Raw genomic sequence first — 16,155 nt, 5'->3', positions numbered from 1 at the left:
ACTTGTCATGTCCAGTTTTTCCACGCTCCTGATCGGGAATGAATCCCTGGCGATCCAGTGCGGCGACGTATTGTTGTCGCGCGGGCACGCGATCAGTGCGGTTGTCACCCGCAACCCCAGCGTAGCGGCTTGGGCGACGGGCAAGGGCTTGGACGTTATCGAAGCTGGTCAAGGTTTGGCGGACCGGGTCACGTGCGCGTATGACTGGCTGCTGTCGATTGCAAACCTGGACATCATCCCGCGGCCGTTGCTGGATCGGGCGGCCAAAGGCGCGGTGAATTTTCACGATGGGCCTCTGCCGCGATACGCCGGTCTGAACGCGCCGGTCTGGGCGCAGATCAACGGCGAAACGCAGCACGGCATCACTTGGCATCTGATCGAAGGCGGCATTGACGAGGGCGACATCCTGGAACAGGCCCTGTTTGACATCGCCCCCGATGACACCGCGCTGACCTTGAATACCCGCTGTTACGAAGCCGCGATTCAGACCTTTCCTGCCGTGGTTGACCAACTGGCGAGCGGCGCACCGGCGCGCACGGCTCAGGATCTGAGCCAACGCAGCTATTTCGGGCTGAAGGACCGCCCCGCAGCGGCAGCCGTTCTGGATTTCACGCGCCCCTCGGCCCAGCTGATGCGCTTTGTCAAAGCGCTGGACCATGACTTGTTCCGCAATCCGCTGTTCATGCCAAAGGTACAGTTGGGCAATGATGTGATCCTGCTGCGCCATGCTGATTTGGCCGAGGGGCAAGCCGCCCCCGGAACCGTTTTGGCCACCACGCCCGATATGCTGACCGTGGCCACTGCAGATGGCGCGATCAGCCTGAGCGGTCTGACCCTGTTGAAGGGGGCCAAGCTGCCTCAGGCAGGGGCTGTGCTGAACCGTCCCGATCCTGCGCTGACCGAGGCGATGAAACCCGCAGTCGAGGCGGAACTGGCCTATCGCAACGTGCTGGACAGCTATGCACCCGTGCGTCTGGCCTTTACGCCAACACAAGACAGCGGTATCCGTCAGGTTACGCTGACAGCGGGCGGGCATTTGCTGCCCGCGATGGCCCTGATCGCGGCGCGTCTGGCCGGGACGGATACCGCGGATGTGTCTTTGATCCTGGGCCAGGATGGCCCGCATATCACGGGCTGGGCCCCGATCCGCGTTGATCTGCACGCGGATGCCGACCAGCAGATGGAGGCGGTCAACGACCAGATCGCCCGCGCTCAGACCAAAGGGGGTTTCCCCAGCGATGCCTTTGCGCGTCGCCCCGATCTTGCAGATATCGCCGTGCCGGATGTGGCTCTCTCTCACGTCCCTGAACCAGCCCCCGGCGCGGCGATTACCTTGTTCCACGATGGTGCACAGGCGATTCTGTTCGCTGATGCGGTGCGCGTCTCTCAGGAGGCGCTGACCCGCATGGCGGCCCGTCTGGACAAGTTGGCTGGTGGCGTCAGTGGGCCTGTGGCCGCGCTGGACGTCATGCCCGATGCCGAGCGTCAGTTGGTTCTGACCGATTGGAACGCCACGCAGGCCGAGTACGACGATCAGTTGTGCATCCATCAGATGTTCGAACGCCAGGTCGCCAAAACTCCAGATGCCCCCGCGCTGGTGTTCGAGGGCGAAGAGCTGTCCTATGCCGAGCTCAACACCCGCGCCAACCAACTGGCCCATGTGCTGATCGGCAAGGGCGTGAAGCCCGGCACGCTGGTCGGGCTGCATACCGGTCGGTCGGTGCACCTGCTGGTGGGCGCGCTAGGGATCCTGAAGGCGGGCGGGGCCTATGTGCCGCTGGACCCGGCCTTCCCGGCGGATCGCATTGCGCTCTATATCGAAGATTCCGGCTGCCCGCTGATCGTGGCGCAGCAATCGCTGGTGGCGGACCTGCCCAAGGGCGACGCCCAGATCGTTGCGCTGGATAGCGACGCCACCATTCTGACTGCCCCCACGGATAACCCCGATGCGGGCGCGCGGGGCGAGGATCTGGCCTATATGATCTACACCTCGGGTTCGACCGGGCGGCCCAAGGGCGTGATGGTCGAACATCGCAATGTGTCGAACTTTTTCACCGGCATGGACGACCGTATCCCGCATGAGGGCGGCACCTGGCTGGCTGTGACCTCGCTGTCCTTCGACATTTCCGTGCTGGAGCTGTTCTATACCCTCGCACGCGGCTTCAAGCTGGTTGTCAGCAGTGATGAAAACCGGGCGCTTGTGTCCTCGGGGGCGATGAACGTCACCGGTAAGGGGATGGAGTTCAGCCTGTATTACTGGGGCAACGACGATGGTGTGGGCCGTGACAAATACGAGATGTTGTTCGAGGGCGCCAAGTTCGCCGATGAAAACGGGTTCGTTGCTGTCTGGACGCCCGAACGGCATTTCCACGCCTTTGGTGGGCCTTACCCGAACCCGTCCGTGACCGGGGCCGCTGTGGCTGCGCTGACGAAAAATCTGGCCGTGCGCGCGGGCAGCTGTGTCGCGCCGCTGCACCATCCCGCCCGCGTGGCCGAGGAATGGGCGGTGATCGACAACCTGACCAATGGTCGGACCGGGCTGGGCATCGCCTCGGGCTGGCAGCCGCATGATTTTGTGTTGCGCCCCGAAAACCGCCCGCCGAACAACAAAAAGGCCATGCTGGACAGCATCGAGACCCTTCGCAAACTCTGGGCCGGGGACGAGGTGGAATTCCCGCTGGGCAATGGTGAAACCCACGCTGTGGTGACGCAGCCTCGGCCCGTATCCAAGAAGCTGCAGGTCTGGGTGACGACCGCCGGCAACCCCGAAACCTGGATCGAGGCCGGCAAGATTGGTGCCAATGTGCTGACTCACCTGCTGGGTCAGTCGGTGGACGAGGTTGCCGGCAAGATCCGCCTGTACCACGAAGCGCTGCGCGAGGCTGGTCACGATCCGGCTGATTTCAAGGTCACGCTGATGCTGCACACCTTCGTGGCCGAAGACCGCGAAAAAGCGCGTGAAATCGCCCGGGGTCCGATGAAGGACTACCTGGCCTCGGCCGCCGCGCTGATCAAGCAATTCGCCTGGGTTTTCCCCGCGTTCAAACGCCCCGAAGGCGTCAGCAACCCGTTCGAGCTGGACCTTGGCAACCTGTCCGAAGACGAGCTGGACGCCATCCTGGAATTCGCTTTCCTGCGGTATTTCGAGGATTCTGGCCTGTTTGGCACCGTTGACGATTGCCTGAATCGGGTTGAGCAATTGAAGCGGATTGGCGTCGATGAAATCGCCTGTCTGATCGATTATGGCATCGAAAAACAGACCGTTCTGAACGGGCTGCAGCACCTGGCCAAGGTGCGCGAGCAGTCGAACATTCAGGCGGAACTGGAGGCCGACGATTTCTCGATTGCGGCGCAGATCATTCGCCATGACGTGACCCATCTGCAGTGCACCCCCTCGATGGCGCGGATGATCGCGATGAATGACGAGGCGCGCTTTGCCCTTGGGCATGTGAAACACATGATGATCGGAGGTGAGGCGCTGCCGGGGGCCCTGGTCAACGATCTGCGTGAAACCACCAGCGCCACCATCGAAAACATGTACGGCCCGACGGAAACCACGATCTGGTCCACCACGCAAACGGCTGGCATGGGCGAGAAGATCGTGAATGTCGGTACGCCCATCGCCAATACGCGGGTGTATGTTCTGGACGAAGCGATGCAGCCGGTGCCGGTTGGCGCTGCGGGCGAGCTCTATATCGGGGGCGCGGGTGTAACCCGTGGCTATTGGCAACGCGAGGATCTGACGGCCGAGCGTTTCGTGGCCGATCCCTTTGTCGCGGGCAACCGAATGTATCGCACGGGCGATCTGGTGCGCTGGCGCGATGACGGGCGGCTGGACTTTATTGGTCGCGCCGATCACCAGGTGAAAATCCGCGGCTACCGGATCGAGTTGGGCGAGATCGAGGCGCTGATGGATGCAGATCCCGCCATCCGTCAGGCTGTGGTCATCCCGCGCGAGGATACGCCGGGTGCGGTGCGCTTGGTGGGGTATTTCACCGTCTCGGGCGAGGTCTGTCAGATCAAACTGCGCGACCGTCTGGCCGCCGCATTGCCGGATTACATGGTGCCCTCGGCCTTTGTGCAGATGGACAGCTTCCCGCTGACCCCGAACAAGAAGGTCGACCGCAAGGCTCTGCCTGTTCCAACCGAAAGCGCGCAGGCCGAAACGGCTGAATATGTCGCGCCTGAAAACACCGTCGAACAGGATATCGCTGCGATCTGGACGGGTATTCTGGGTGTGCAGAATATCGGATCCAAGGATAACTTCTTTGCGCTTGGCGGGCATTCGTTGCTGGCCGTACAGGCGCACCGGGAAATCCGTCAGAAACTGGGGGCAGACAAGCTGTCGATCACCGATATTTTCCGCTTCCCGGTGCTGTCGGCCTTGTCCGCCAAAGTGATCGAGATGACGGGCGGTGGCGCCGAGACCCCGGCTCCCAAAGCCGATACTGAGGCGGAACAAACCAGCCGCGCCGATGCCATGGCCAAACGCCGCCAGATGCGCGCCCGCCGGATGTCGCGGACCGGATGATGACGCAGGCTCAGGTCATATCGCTGTTCCCTCAGGGGGTCGCGCCCGGGGTCGGGATCACCGATCCTCGCCATCCCGATGGCGCGCTGTACCCCTCCGAGGCCTCGGCCATCGCGCGGGCTGTCCCCAAGCGCCAGGATGAATATCGGGCGGGGCGGTCAGCCGTGCGTCAGGCGATGCGGGCTGTGGGGCTCGCCCCGGTGGCGCTGCCCAGCCGTGCGGATCGTCTGCCGGATTGGCCGCTCGGGCTGGCCGGTTCAATCACCCATTGCGATGACCTTTGCGTGGCCTGTGTGTCGACCAAGGCGCGGGCTATCGGCATTGATGTCGAGCCAGAAACCGATCTGCCCCCCGATTTGTGGGGGTCGATTTTGCTGCCGGACGAGCGCGAAACGGTCCAGAATGCGGCGAATCCGGGCGTTGTTGCCAAGCTGATATTCTCGGCCAAAGAGGCGGCGTATAAGGCGCAATACCCGCTCAGTGAAACGTTGTTTGGGTTTCACGATCTGACTGTCCAGATTACCTCGGACGACGCGTTTCAGGCCGAGTTCCGCACCCAGGCGGGCCCGTTTCAGCCTGGTGATCGCCTGCAGGGGCGCTATTTGTCGAACGGCTCGCACCTCCTGACTGCGGTGGTTCTGACATGAGATACCCACCTGTTTTTGAAGCCCGCAAGGCCACCAAATCAGCGGCCAAAGTGGTCGCGATCGAAATGGACTGTTTCCATGCTCACCCTTTGTTGAGATGGAATTTACAGCTGAATTTGATAGAACGTCTTGAGATTAAGACAATTTTCCAGCGCCTGGTCAGCGCAGTAAGACAAACCCGGCCATCGCCGATAGCGGACAATACACCCGCGGCGCCCGTCAACCTGTGTGAGGAAAACCCATGAGCCAGTCCTTCTCGGTCTCCAACATCTTTGCGGCCCTGTTGCGCAAGTTTTGGATGGTGTTCTGGATCACCACGCTGGGCACCGTCGCGGCCGTGCTGCTGGCGCTTAGCCGTCCGGCGATTTATGAATCCACCGCCGTTATTCAATTCGAACTGGCGCAGGTCGAGGAAAACCTGACCTCGCCCGGTGCCGCGCAGCGAACCACGCCCGTGGAAACCCGGCTGAAGCTGATCGAACAAAAACTGATGTCCCGTGACAGTTTGCTGGAGGTCATCGAGAAGTTCGGCCTGTATGCTGGCGACGCCGAGATGACGGACGCGCAAAAGGTCACGCAGTTGCGGGAATTGGCGCAGATCAGCACGCTGATCGATCCCGAACAGGCCTGGCGCCCGAATGTGCAACCCTCGGGGTTGATCATCTCTGTCCGTCTGGAGGATCCCCAAACTGCCGCCGACGTGGCCAATGAACTGCTGTCGCGCGTGCTGATCGAGGGCAAGTCACGTCGCTCGGGCCGGGCCGAACGGACCCTGGCGTTCTTCGTCGCCGAAGAGGAGCGCGTGACCGGTGAAATCGCTGCGCTCGAAGGCGAGCTGGCCGCCTACAAGACCCGGAATCAGGCGTCCTTGCCGGCCAATCTGGTCAGCCAACGCGATCAACTGGCGCGGTTGAATGACAGCCTGTTGGCGGTCGAACAACAGCTGATTCAGCTGCAAACTCAGCGTGAACGGATCCGCGCCGAGGATCTGGAACGTCAGACCAACCTGCTGCGGCAGCAAAAACTGCTGCTTGAAGAACGTATTCTGATCGTTCAGGCGGCCTTGAACGCCGCCCCCGAGGTCGAACGACAGCTCAGCGCCATGGAGCGCCGACTGGGGCAATTGCAGGACGAGCTGAGCGTGATCACCACCCGGCGCGCGGATGCGGCGATGAACCAGCAGCTTGAAAGCCAGAACCAGGTCGAACGGTTCGAGGTGCTGGAAACTGCGTTGGTGCCGGAATACCCCGTGTCCTCGGGGCGTCGGAAACTGGCTGCGGCTGGGGCGATCGGCTCGTTGATGCTGGCCGTGGGGCTGGCATTGGGGCTGGAATTCATGAATGCCGGTATTCGCACCGCCGCGCAGATGGAAAAAGAGCTGGATATCCGTCCGGTCGTTGTGATCCCCAATCTGGACCGGCAGAAACACCGCCGGCGTCGTCGACTGGTTTGGATCAGCGGCTTGATGGCGCTATTTGCCGCCGCTGCGATGCTGTTGCAGGGGCGGGCTAAAGACATCGGCGAAGTTTTGTCGATCTTCCGCCGGTCTTCGCGTGCTCAATAGCCGTATTCTTGCGTCGGGGCGCTGTCGGCTTTGTTCAGCACCACACCCAGCAGCGGAATGTCATCCCCCAAGCGGCGCATGACCTCGCGGATCTCGGGCGAGGTGGTCTGACCACCGCCTGCCACGATCAGTACACCGTCATACATCTGCCGAAACGCAATCACGTCATCCAGCGCCAAAGCCGGGGGCAAATCGTACAGCACCACGTCGGGGGTCAGATCGTCCTCCATCTCTTCGATGCGCAGATGCGTGGTTTCGCGGGCCAGCAATTCAGCCGCGTAGGGTTCGATCCGGTCGTTCAGCCCGATGGCCAGTTTCTTGCCGATCTTCAGGCCATTCTCGCCAAAGCGATGGAATTGCTGCTCGACCGCGCGATCTCCTCGCAGGAAATCCCCCATGCTGCCCGGGTTCTCGATCCCCAGCAAATCGGCAAGGCTGGGCTTGCGCAAATCCATGTCCAGCAGCACGGTGCGACAGTTTTCATATCGCGACAGAGCAATCGCCAGGTTCATCGCGACAAAGCTTTTGCCGCAATCCTGCGTTGGCGAGGTGATCGCGACGCGGTTCCAACCCTTGTCAGCCAGTGTTTGCACCAAACGCGTCCGCAAGACATCAAACGTAGCATGCGCCGGGTCATGGCGCGTTGCGGTGATGATCAGGTTTTCATCCAACAGGCGCTCGTTCACCGGGATTGTTGGCAAGGCCTCCCAGATGTCCTCGCGCGGGGGCTCGGGATCAGCGCGCATGGCGGTGCGCAGCGCTTGCTCATCCTCGACGGGTTCGGGTTCGGGCGTTTGCCGCGCGATACGCTCCAACACTTGCGAGCGCTCTTCCGTATCCGCTTTCTGACGCCGATTGCGGCGCAATACATAGTCAACCATATGCGTTCGCCCCTACCTTGGGCTTGTCTGGCGCGAATCTGATCAACGACCAGGCCAATTCAACAGATTTGTTGACGCCATGGGAACAAAAGACCTTGGCGAAATTAAGCCAGAACGACGTAAAACCTGCGTCTACAGACCAAACAAATTGGCTTGTTTGATGGCTTTTTCAATGAAGACGGTCTTGTCCGTTTCCGGTTGCCATCCCAGGATCTGCTTGGGTCGGCTGTTGTCGAACTGCGCGTAGTGTGCCCGCGATTTCCAATCTTGCAGGGACGGGCGGCTGAGCCCCTTTTTCCGCAGCACGTATTTCTTGAGCGCGAATTTCACCCCATCGGCGGCGTAGAACGTGGTCAAATCGCCCGAGCTCACGTGGATCCGTGCATCCAACGCATCGTTGATCGCATCGAAATAATCGCGACCGGTCATCATGGGTTCGCCGATCAGGTTGAAGCTTTCGCCAATGGCCGCCTCGGTTTCCATCATGCGGATCAGCCCGTCCGAGATATCATCAGCCAATACAAAGGGCAGAGTGTGCTTGCCATCGCCCCACAGACGCACCGCGCCCGCACCGTGCCAGCGCCCGATCCCCCAGTGTTGCAGCGGCCCGCCCGCGCCAACAACAATGCCGGGGCGCGCGATGGTGACAGGGAGGCCGCGGTTCTCGTACAGCTCGAGCAGGCGACGTTCGCATTCCGCCTTAGAGCGCGCATACATGTTGCGTTCTTCCATCTCGCCAAACTCGGTATCCTCGGTGATCAGCAGGTTGGAATCCGACATGTCATACGACGCGATGGTGCCGGTATAGATCAAGCGTTTCACACCCGCCTCCAGGCAGGCCTCGCCGATGCGCACCGCTGTGCCCACGTCGTTTTTCAGCGCGTCTTCCCAGGTGGTGTCCATCGACTTGGCCAGATTGAAAACGGCGTCGATGCCCTCCATCGCGGCGATCAGCCCGTCCTTATCGGACAGCGAGACAGCCACCGTTTCCACACGGTCGGCAATATCGTCGAAGGGGCCGGTTTTGCCCCGGCTGAGCACCCGCACGTCATAGCCCCGATCGACCAACATGCGCGTCAGGTTGCGCCCAATAAACCCGGTCCCGCCAATGACCATCACGGTCGGGTTGGGCGTGCCCGGGGCGGGTTTGGGATCGGTCGGCAGGTCTGCTTTGTTCAGCGTGTCCTCTAATGCGCGCATCACTGTCAGCGCGGCCTCACCGTCATAGCGCGCCTCTACCGGACGACCCCAGCGGATCGCATCATAAATGGCATCGGTGGTGCCGCGAAAGCTGAGGCCATAGGGGGATTTCTGGTTCAGCGAGGTCAGTTGACGGGTCGCGTTCAACGTGCCTTCGCGCAGGTGCTGCCAGGACAGGCTCAGCTGTTTGATCAGCGGGTTCATCACCAGATCCGAGGTGTTGTCCCGTGCTGTGACCAGCGTATCAGCGGCGTAATCCAGCCGTGCCATCCCGCTGGAACCGCGCACCGTCAGCGAGCGGTCATCATAGGTTTCCACCATCGAGAAGTTGAAATTCACGTCAACCGACCCGGCCCGCGCCAGCACCCGCCAGGATTGATGCCGCACCGCGCCACCGGGCAGGGTGACGGGTTGGTTCAGTTGTACCGACAGAATGTCCAGATCGCCCAGCAGATCGACGGCAAAGGCATAAGGGTGCGCGCCCAGCTCTAGCAGCAGGTTTTGTGGCTCGCGCAGCAGCCACAGGCCATACGGACCCGCCCGCAACGGGCCGAGCGGCAGGGCCCAGTTGACCTCGACCGCGTTGATGCGGCCCAGATCGCCGGCCTTCACCGCAGATTTCAGACGCTGGTATCCCGGCACCCCAAGAAAGTTATGCCCGGCGGCGAACTGCACACCCTTTTCAGCAGCGGCATCGACGATTTCCTGCGTTTCGGCCACCGACAAGGCTACGGGTTTTTCCACGATCACGTGCAGCCCGGCGGCGATACATTCCAGCGCCAGAGGATGGTGCAGGTTGGGTGGCGTCAGGATGTGCACAGCGTCCACGGCCCCGGCCATATCTGCAATCGAGGTATAGGCCGCAACGCCATATCCTTGCGCCATGGCCTCGGCGGCCGAGGCAGACACGTCGCAAATCGCCACCAGCTCGGCGTCTTTGCAAGCCCGGATCGCATCCGCATGCCACGTTGCGATATATCCGGCCCCGATCAGACCAACCTTCTGCACTGCGCCCATTCTGTAAGCTCCGTCACTTATACTCGATAATGTTCATATCCGCGCCAGATGCACGGCGTTTGTAATAGGTCAGTACCCCCAGGAAATTGGGGATCTTCGACAGGCTCAGCAGGACTGACAGCCGTTTTGCCTGCCTGTCCGCCACGCCCTCGCGTTTCAGCCCCGCAACGGTACGGACATAGGACAGCACATAGGCAGCCCCGACCAGCAACACCAGAGCCCAGCAGCAGAACAGCCCGATCAACGCAAGCAAAGGCAGCACTGCGCCAAAAATCCAGACACGTTTGCGCTCGGGTTTGAAATGATCCGGGTGCAGAGCGCCGACCTGGGCGAACCCATGACCCGAACGTACGGCGCGCTGCCACCATTCGCCAAAGCGGGTCATGTTGGCATCGTGATGCGTCATCGTTTCGGGCAGGCGCCACAGGGTTTTGCCGTGTTTGCGCATCCGACAGCAGAACTCATCATCCTCGGCGGCGATCACGATGGGGTTAAAGCCCCCGATGGCGTCGAAATCCGCGCTGCGCACCATCATATCGCCACCGCACGCCGCGATCTCGCCAGCGGGGCGGTGCCATTCGAAATCGGCGATGGCGTTATACAGGCTGCGATCCGGGTGGATTTCATAGCGCCAGCCGGTGACGATGCCCAGCTCGGGGCGCGCATCCAGTTCGGCCGCAGCCAGGGCCAGCCAACCGGGTTCGACCGCGCAATCCCCGTCCACGAATTGGACATAGTCGGGCAGGTCGGGTTTCAGCGCCTCGAACCCGGCATTGCGTGCGCGCGCGGCGGTAAAAGGGATCGAGGTATCCAGCTCCACCACCGTGATCCCCATATCGCGCGCCATCTGTACGCTGTCATCCGACGATCCGGAGTCGACATAGATGATGCGATCTGCCTGACCCTTCAACGAGGTCAGGCAGCGAACCAGACGGTCCCCTTCGTTCCGGCCAATGGCGACAGCGGCAATGGTGCTCATGCGTTGGTCTCCTGTCGTTTGGAGCTGGGCGGTTTGCCATCCACATAGCCCTGGATCAGGGCGCCCAGCCAGGCGGCCTCTTGGCGGATGTCGAATTCATCGACAACCTTGGCGCGCCCGGCCTGACCCATCTGTTCGGCCAGCGCGGGATCGGACAATATATCCTGAATGGCCAGTCGAAGCGCCTGCGCATCACCCGGTGGGACCAACCGGCCCGAGATCCCATCCTGCACCAATTCCGGCACGCCTGCGATTTGCGTGGTCACCACCGGCAGGCTGCTGGCCATGGCCTCCATCAGCACCACGGGCACGCCTTCGGCAAAGCTGGGCAAGACAAGCATGTCCTGCGCTTGCAGCATCTGTGCGACCTCGGATTGCGACTTGTAGCCGACGAAATCAATATGATCGCCCAGGCCCATGTCGGTGGCCATCTGTTCCAGTGCGGTGCGATCAGGCCCGTCGCCGATCACCGTCAGATGAAAATCAGGGAGGTCCTGCACCAGCGCTTGCATGGCGTCAAACAAGACCGGCAGGCCTTTCACAGCGGCCAAGCGTCCGACAAACAGCGCACGGGTGCCGGTACGTTGCGAAGGCGCGCCATAGCGATCCGGCTGCACGCCGCAATGCACGATATGCATCCGGTTCCAATGCTGGGGGTCCGAAAACACCATCCCCTGCGAGCGGCAGAAATCGCTGATACAAGCCACAAACGAGGCCCGCGCGATTTTCTGATCCAGACGCCAGCGGATCGGTTCGAAAAAGATATCCGGCCCATGCATGGTGAAACTGTAGGGGATGCCGCTGAGTTCCTGGCACAGCATTGCGACGGTGCAACTGGCCTTGGCGATGTGGTTGTGCAGATGCTGGACGCCTTGCGCGCGCAGATGCTCGGCCAGAACCACGGCCTCGGCGAAATAGAACAGCTGGTAGAGCGTTGCCTTGATCCCCCCGGGCGAGGTTCGCAGCGCCAGCCGCAGCGCCTTGGCATACCGTTTGGGTGCGCGCAGCAACGCCCGCGCATGGGCGCGCAGTGATCGCATCGGTCGGGCTGCGGCTTGCAGCACGTAAAACGTCTGCGCGGCCTCGGCCCGTTGTTCCTCGCCAACCAGATGTTCCACACCGGTGCGCCGGATCGAGCAGGTTTCAACCGAAAAGCCCTGCGCGCGCAGCTGGGCCACTTCGCGCTGGATGAACGTGTCGGTCGCGCGCGGGTATTCCCCGGTCAGATAGGCGATCTTGGTCATTCGTCTTCCTCGGGGGGGGCGGGCTGAACGGATAAGGCAAAGGCCTGTTCAAACGCAGGCGTCGTGGGTAGGTTCAACCGCGCCTTCAGCCGTGCGTTCGGATAGTGGGCGCTGGCCATACGATAGCGCAGGGTTTCTCGACGAAACAGGCCGGGGCGACCAGGCAGCCAGGACAGCAAACCCGCCAGAATGTCGAACAGGCGCCAATGCAGGGGCACGATTACTTTGGGCCACCCTGTCCGCGCCATCGCGTTTAGAAACCGAATGCGGTCGGGCAGATCGTCATCGACCAGGTTCAGCACTTCGATGGCGCCATCCGGGCCCGAGGGCACAGGTGTTTCAGCGGCCTGCACCAAGGCCTCGGCGGCGTGCGCGATATGGCACAGGGGGATCTCGCCGCCCGGATTCAGCCGCAACACGAAGGGCCCGAAACCGGGGCCGACATGCGCGTTCCACAGCCTGTCCGGCCCGAAGACCGCACCCAGACGCATCAGGCGCAGTTCCAGACCCATTTCCTGAGCGGCGCTGACGCAGATATCTTCTTGCTCTTGCTTGGCGCGGCAATAGGCGTCGCGCTGATCCGGGTTGCGCTCGAGGCTCGAAGTTTCGTCGATCACCGGGGTCTTGGGCAGATCCATCCCGGAATAGACACTGATCGAGCTGACAAGAACCAGCCGGGGTTTGTCCGGGGCTGTGCGGATTGCCTCGGTCAGGTGATGGGTGCCCAGCAGCGTATGTTTTTCCTGGGTCGCGTCGTCCCCGGCCAAGGTGGCGGCGGTGTGGATGACGGCGCTGACGCCCTCCATGTTCAGGGCGGGAATGCAAGAGGGGTCGGACAGATCGGCCTCAACCACCTCGATGCCATCATCGTCAACCCAGCCATCGGGCACGACACCGGCCAGTCGCACCACGGCGACCACGTCATGCCCGGCCTCGCGCGCGGCGGCGACCGTTGCGCGCCCCACATAGCCCGCGGCGCCGGTGATCATCAGGGTCATTTCGCCCATGGCATCGGCTCCATTGGGGGGCATTGAGTTGTCATGACCTGGGCGCCAGACGTGCAGCCGGCGTTCTGGATGGCCAGGGTGACCTCGTTCAGGTGCAGGGCGAAATCAGAGGACAGGCGGCAAGGGCGATCTTCGCGCAGGGCCGCCAGCATCTCGGCCGGTCCCAGAGCAAAATTCATCGAGGCCGCCCCCCAACGCCCGACCTTGGGGTGTGTGGGGCCCTTTAGCTTGATCCGGCGACCCAGAGGGCTGTCCAGCTGACGGCGGCGGATGCGCAGACGGGGATGAAATTTCACCTTGGCGCCGTTATCCCAGGCCTTGTGCAGGGCCAACACACCTTTGTCGCCGATAACGCGGATCTGGTGGTCATGCGGGGCGACAATCGAGCAGGTCAGCCGCGCGACCATGCCGTTTTCAAAGAACAGTGTCGCCACCGACACGTCGGGCGCGGCCTCGGCGACGCCCAGCTTGTCCGGAATGACCGAGGCCGAGGCTGCAGTGACGCTTTGAACCGTGCCGAACATCGCGATCAGCCAGGTCAGGTAATACCCGGCATGTTCCAAGGTGCAGCCGACCTGGAACTCGTCCTCATAGGGCCAGGGCGCGCCGCTTTCGCTGTGCCAATCCCTGACCGGAGCCTGTGGAATGAAACCATCATCCAGCTCGGCATAGATCAGGCGCGGGGGGCCGGCCACCTGATCGCGCACAGCCTTGGCCAATGTCTGCGCGGCCTCGCCCAGAACCGAACAGGGGGCCGAGGCCAACAGCAGCTGTTTCTCGGCGGCCAAGCCATGCAGGGCGCGGGCATGCTCCATATCCAGGGCCAGCGGTTTTTCGGAATAGACGTGGTGACCCGCCTGCAAACAGGCGCGGTTTACCTCGTAATGCGCTGCGGGATTGGTCAGGTTCAGGATCACGCCATCATCAGGGGTTGCCGCAAATACAGCGTCCAGACCATCCAGCGCAGAGACATCCCAGTAATCGCAAAAGGCCTGCAATCTGTCCGCGCGCAGATCATATGCGCCCAGAACCGCGATTCCAGACGCCTGAAGCGAGCGCATATACAGATCAGCCACAAAGCCACAGCCGATAAGGGTTACGCCGCTCATACTGCGCACCCCACTTGCCCGCGTTGCGTTTTGACTGCTCGGTTCATTGTTTCCTTAACCGATGAATTCCTGCCATTTGCTGCATAACAGCATAGGAAAATGTCAACAGTTTGTCCCTGCTAAAGCGGTTTCGCGGTATCAGCCTGTTGCCAATCGTTTCCAAGCGCGTAATCAAGAAACAACCAGCGCAAGCAGGAGAGCCGCGTGGAGTTTAAGATTGATCAGTATCGCCTGTCTGTCGATGTCCCCGATTGGGCGGCGCTTGAACAGCTGGTTGCGGCGCGGTTTGCCGAAAAACAGGGCTTTGCGCTGGCGACTCTGAACCTGGATCACCTGGTGAAACTGCGCACCGATATGGATTTTCGCGCAGCCTATAAGGCGCAGGATTTCGTGGTCGCGGATGGCAACCCGATTGTGTGGATGTCGCGGCTGGCCAAACGGTCGGTGACTTTGTTGCCTGGGTCGGACACGATCGTGCCGCTCTGCCAGTTGGCGGCGAAAATGGATGTCGCTGTGGGGCTGGTGGGCACGACCGACGCCAGCCTGAAGGCCTCGGCAGATGCGCTCGTGGATAAGGTGCCCGGGTTACGCGTCACCACTCGGATCGCGCCGCCCTTTGGGTTTGATCCGCAGGGCGGGCAGGCGGACGATATTTTGCGCCAGCTGGAAAAAGACGGGGTTGGCCTGTGTTTCATCGCGCTGGGCGCCCCCAAGCAAGAACTGTTCGCCGCCCGTGGGCGGGTGACCGCGCCATCGGTTGGTTTTGCCTCGATCGGGGCCGGGTTGGATTTCCTGTCCGGCAGCCAGGTCCGCGCGCCTCAATGGGTGCGCACCCTGCAAATGGAGTGGCTGTGGCGGATGCTGGAGAACCCCGGCCGTATGTTCCTGCGCTACATGCGCTGTTTTGCGATTCTTCCGGGGCATCTGCTGAAATCCCTGGCATTGCGCTGGCGCGGGTGACGTAAGGGTCGGGTTTTCACGATCTTCCGCCGCAAGTGAAAAACCGTATTTTGCAGAGCAGGTTAGCGGAAAACATGGCCATGATTCCGCATTGCGGCGTCATAAAACTTTAAGAAATCTGTCAAAAATCCGTGTCCGCACGGCCGTACCTCGCTCCTTCAGAAGCGGGGTGAGAAATGCTGACCATTCATAATCTGACCAAGTCCTGGGGCACCATTAAGGCCGTGGACAGTGTCACTATCGAGATCGAGCGCCCGATGATGATTGGCATCATTGGGGCCTCTGGTGCGGGCAAATCCACGCTGCTGCGGATGCTGAACCGGCTGGAAACGCAATCCAGCGGAACCATCACCTTCGAGGGTCAAGAGATCACCGCCCTGAAAGGCGCGGACAAACGCCGCTGGCAACGTGACTGCGCGATGATTTTCCAGCAGTTCAACCTGGTGCCGCGGATGGACGTGGTGTCGAACGTGTTGCACGGGACGCTGAACCGGCGCTCGGCGATTTCGTCCATGTTCAACCTGTATCCGCAGGCCGACATCCACCGCGCGATCGATATTCTGGATCGTTTGGGGATCGCCGCCCATGCCGCCAAACGGGCCGAGGCCCTGTCCGGCGGGCAGCAACAGCGCGTCGCCATCGCCCGCGCCATCATGCAAGACCCCAAGATCGTTCTGGCCGATGAACCCATTGCCAGCCTGGACCCGATGAATGCTCAGATTGTTATGGACGATCTGCGCCGCATTCATGACGAGGACGGCCGCATGGTGATCGCCAACCTGCACACTTTGGACACTGCCCGCCGCTATTGCGACCGCGTCATCGGGATGCGCGCCGGCCGGGTGGTGTTTGACGGAACTCCCGCGCAGCTGACCACTGGCGTCGCGCGGGACATCTATGGCGCGGACGGCTCGTTTTCCGAGGCCGCGACCAGCACCAGCATTGAAACGCTGGACCGCCCCAATCGGGCGGAACTGGCCGAAACGGCCTGACCTTCATCCCCATCGGAGAGAGAC

The 16,155-nt window shown here is 61.8% G+C and carries 11 protein-coding genes; 5 read left to right on the top strand and 6 right to left on the bottom strand.

Annotated elements, in window-relative coordinates:
• Positions 1–7: 7 nt before the first annotated feature.
• From ACXADQ_RS05830 to ACXADQ_RS05820, 3 genes are all read left to right on the top strand, one after another.
• Positions 8–4,531 (top strand): MupA/Atu3671 family FMN-dependent luciferase-like monooxygenase, encoded by a 4,524-nt coding sequence (locus tag ACXADQ_RS05830; RefSeq protein WP_475316596.1) that lies wholly within the window; start codon positions 8–10, stop codon positions 4,529–4,531.
• Entirely contained in the window at positions 4,531–5,178 is a 648-nt protein-coding gene (locus ACXADQ_RS05825) for a 4'-phosphopantetheinyl transferase family protein (RefSeq protein WP_475316592.1), read from the top strand. Before ACXADQ_RS05830 ends, ACXADQ_RS05825 begins: the two co-directional genes overlap by 1 nt.
• 241 nt (positions 5,179–5,419) lie before the next feature.
• Complete coding sequence (locus tag ACXADQ_RS05820) at positions 5,420–6,742, top strand: GumC family protein (protein ID WP_475316589.1); 1,323 nt, start codon at positions 5,420–5,422, stop codon at positions 6,740–6,742.
• Here the strand turns inward: ACXADQ_RS05820 and ACXADQ_RS05815 are convergent.
• From ACXADQ_RS05815 to ACXADQ_RS05790, 6 genes are all read right to left on the bottom strand, one after another.
• Positions 6,736–7,623: a CpsD/CapB family tyrosine-protein kinase gene (locus tag ACXADQ_RS05815; protein WP_475316588.1), complete on the bottom strand. Its 888-nt coding sequence runs from the start codon at positions 7,621–7,623 to the stop codon at positions 6,736–6,738. The genes ACXADQ_RS05820 and ACXADQ_RS05815 overlap by 7 nt on opposite strands.
• Before the next feature lie 132 nt (positions 7,624–7,755).
• A complete protein-coding gene (locus ACXADQ_RS05810; protein WP_475316586.1) occupies positions 7,756–9,840 on the bottom strand; it encodes an NAD-dependent epimerase/dehydratase family protein in 2,085 nt (694 codons plus the stop codon).
• Positions 9,841–9,853: 13 nt separating this feature from the next.
• On the bottom strand, positions 9,854–10,819 hold the full coding sequence (locus tag ACXADQ_RS05805) for a glycosyltransferase family 2 protein (RefSeq protein ID WP_475316583.1): 966 nt from the start codon (positions 10,817–10,819) through the stop codon (positions 9,854–9,856).
• A complete protein-coding gene (locus ACXADQ_RS05800) occupies positions 10,816–12,063 on the bottom strand; it encodes a glycosyltransferase family 4 protein (protein WP_475316582.1) in 1,248 nt (415 codons plus the stop codon). Before ACXADQ_RS05800 ends, ACXADQ_RS05805 begins: the two co-directional genes overlap by 4 nt.
• Positions 12,060–13,094: an NAD-dependent epimerase/dehydratase family protein gene (locus tag ACXADQ_RS05795; protein ID WP_475316580.1), complete on the bottom strand. Its 1,035-nt coding sequence runs from the start codon at positions 13,092–13,094 to the stop codon at positions 12,060–12,062. Before ACXADQ_RS05795 ends, ACXADQ_RS05800 begins: the two co-directional genes overlap by 4 nt.
• Positions 13,058–14,179 carry a Gfo/Idh/MocA family protein gene (locus ACXADQ_RS05790; RefSeq protein WP_475316575.1) on the bottom strand — a complete coding sequence of 374 codons (1,122 nt, stop codon included), beginning with the start codon at positions 14,177–14,179 and terminating at the stop codon, positions 13,058–13,060. The genes ACXADQ_RS05795 and ACXADQ_RS05790 overlap by 37 nt, the downstream gene beginning before the upstream one ends.
• A gap of 204 nt (positions 14,180–14,383) precedes the next feature.
• Here ACXADQ_RS05790 and ACXADQ_RS05785 point away from each other — a divergent pair, with 204 nt between their 5' ends.
• Together ACXADQ_RS05785 and phnC are read left to right on the top strand one after the other, a co-directional pair.
• Positions 14,384–15,139: a WecB/TagA/CpsF family glycosyltransferase gene (locus ACXADQ_RS05785; RefSeq protein WP_475316571.1), complete on the top strand. Its 756-nt coding sequence runs from the start codon at positions 14,384–14,386 to the stop codon at positions 15,137–15,139.
• A 176-nt stretch (positions 15,140–15,315) separates the two neighbouring features.
• The gene (gene phnC / locus ACXADQ_RS05780; protein ID WP_475316569.1) at positions 15,316–16,131 is read left to right on the top strand and encodes a phosphonate ABC transporter ATP-binding protein; all 816 of its coding nucleotides are present in this window, start codon (positions 15,316–15,318) and stop codon (positions 16,129–16,131) included.
• Positions 16,132–16,155: the final 24 nt, after the last annotated feature.

The sequence above is a fragment of the Thalassovita sp. ABM4_323 genome (genome assembly GCF_056158665.1).
Note: the sequence above shows the minus strand (reverse complement) of the source record. Positions and strands in the feature narration are given on the sequence as shown.

Coding starts and splice junctions, on each gene's coding strand:
- ACXADQ_RS05790 (WP_475316575.1), bottom strand. CDS start 14,179: ATGAGCGGCGTAACCCTTATCGGCTGTGGCTTTGTGGCTGATCTGTAT.
- phnC (WP_475316569.1), top strand. CDS start 15,316: ATGCTGACCATTCATAATCTGACCAAGTCCTGGGGCACCATTAAGGCC.
- ACXADQ_RS05795 (WP_475316580.1), bottom strand. CDS start 13,094: ATGCCCCCCAATGGAGCCGATGCCATGGGCGAAATGACCCTGATGATC.
- ACXADQ_RS05830 (WP_475316596.1), top strand. CDS start 8: ATGTCCAGTTTTTCCACGCTCCTGATCGGGAATGAATCCCTGGCGATC.
- ACXADQ_RS05810 (WP_475316586.1), bottom strand. CDS start 9,840: ATGGGCGCAGTGCAGAAGGTTGGTCTGATCGGGGCCGGATATATCGCA.
- ACXADQ_RS05815 (WP_475316588.1), bottom strand. CDS start 7,623: ATGGTTGACTATGTATTGCGCCGCAATCGGCGTCAGAAAGCGGATACG.
- ACXADQ_RS05800 (WP_475316582.1), bottom strand. CDS start 12,063: ATGACCAAGATCGCCTATCTGACCGGGGAATACCCGCGCGCGACCGAC.
- ACXADQ_RS05820 (WP_475316589.1), top strand. CDS start 5,420: ATGAGCCAGTCCTTCTCGGTCTCCAACATCTTTGCGGCCCTGTTGCGC.
- ACXADQ_RS05805 (WP_475316583.1), bottom strand. CDS start 10,819: ATGAGCACCATTGCCGCTGTCGCCATTGGCCGGAACGAAGGGGACCGT.
- ACXADQ_RS05825 (WP_475316592.1), top strand. CDS start 4,531: ATGACGCAGGCTCAGGTCATATCGCTGTTCCCTCAGGGGGTCGCGCCC.